The organism is Phormidium sp. CCY1219, assembly GCF_035615515.1.
Classification (GTDB): Bacteria; Cyanobacteriota; Cyanobacteriia; order Cyanobacteriales; family Laspinemataceae; genus CCY1219.
On record NZ_JAJENT010000136.1, the window covers coordinates 1 to 563 of the forward strand.

At 52.4% G+C, this 563-nt stretch carries 1 protein-coding gene; it reads right to left on the bottom strand.

The genetic code is table 11. The features are described from left to right. Positions 1-254: 254 nt before the first annotated feature. On the bottom strand, positions 255-563 hold a 309-nt coding region (locus tag LKK83_RS00735), incomplete at its 5' end, for a CHAT domain-containing protein (RefSeq protein ID WP_324628808.1).

A 563-nucleotide genomic window follows, 5' to 3' on the forward strand; every position in this document is an offset into this window, starting at 1 on the left:
GTTCCAACAATCGTTCCGCTTCCTGTTGTCGCTCTTCCACCGTTTGGGCGGTGGCGGGGAAACGGAACAATGGGCGTTTATCTACCCCAAGTGCTGAGGTGCCGACGAGAACCACTAAGGTGAGGGCAAATAGGTTGCGGGATTTGCAAGCAGGGGGCATGGTAGATGCTCCTTTTGGTTGAGAGTTGATGCTTTTGATAATACCCCATAATTTTTCAATTATCAACCCTCGCGGGGGGAGACTCCAGCGCACCCTATTGCGCCTCTCCCATCAAGGTAAAGGCCGCCCAATTTTCGGGACTGGGATACTGCTGCATGGTGGTCAGCATCGCTTGACGCAATGCCTGGGCTTTATCGCCACTGCTTTCCCAGGTTTGATAAAATTCTCGCATTAACAAATAGGTGGCATTATCTGGCACTTTCCATAAGGATACCAGCACGCTGGCGGTGCCGGCAGACATGAGCGATCGCGATAATCCGATGACTCCATCGCCAGTGATTTTTCCGCGTCCCGTCTCGCAAGCAGAGAGGACGACTAAATCCGCATTGAGTTCCATGTCGAA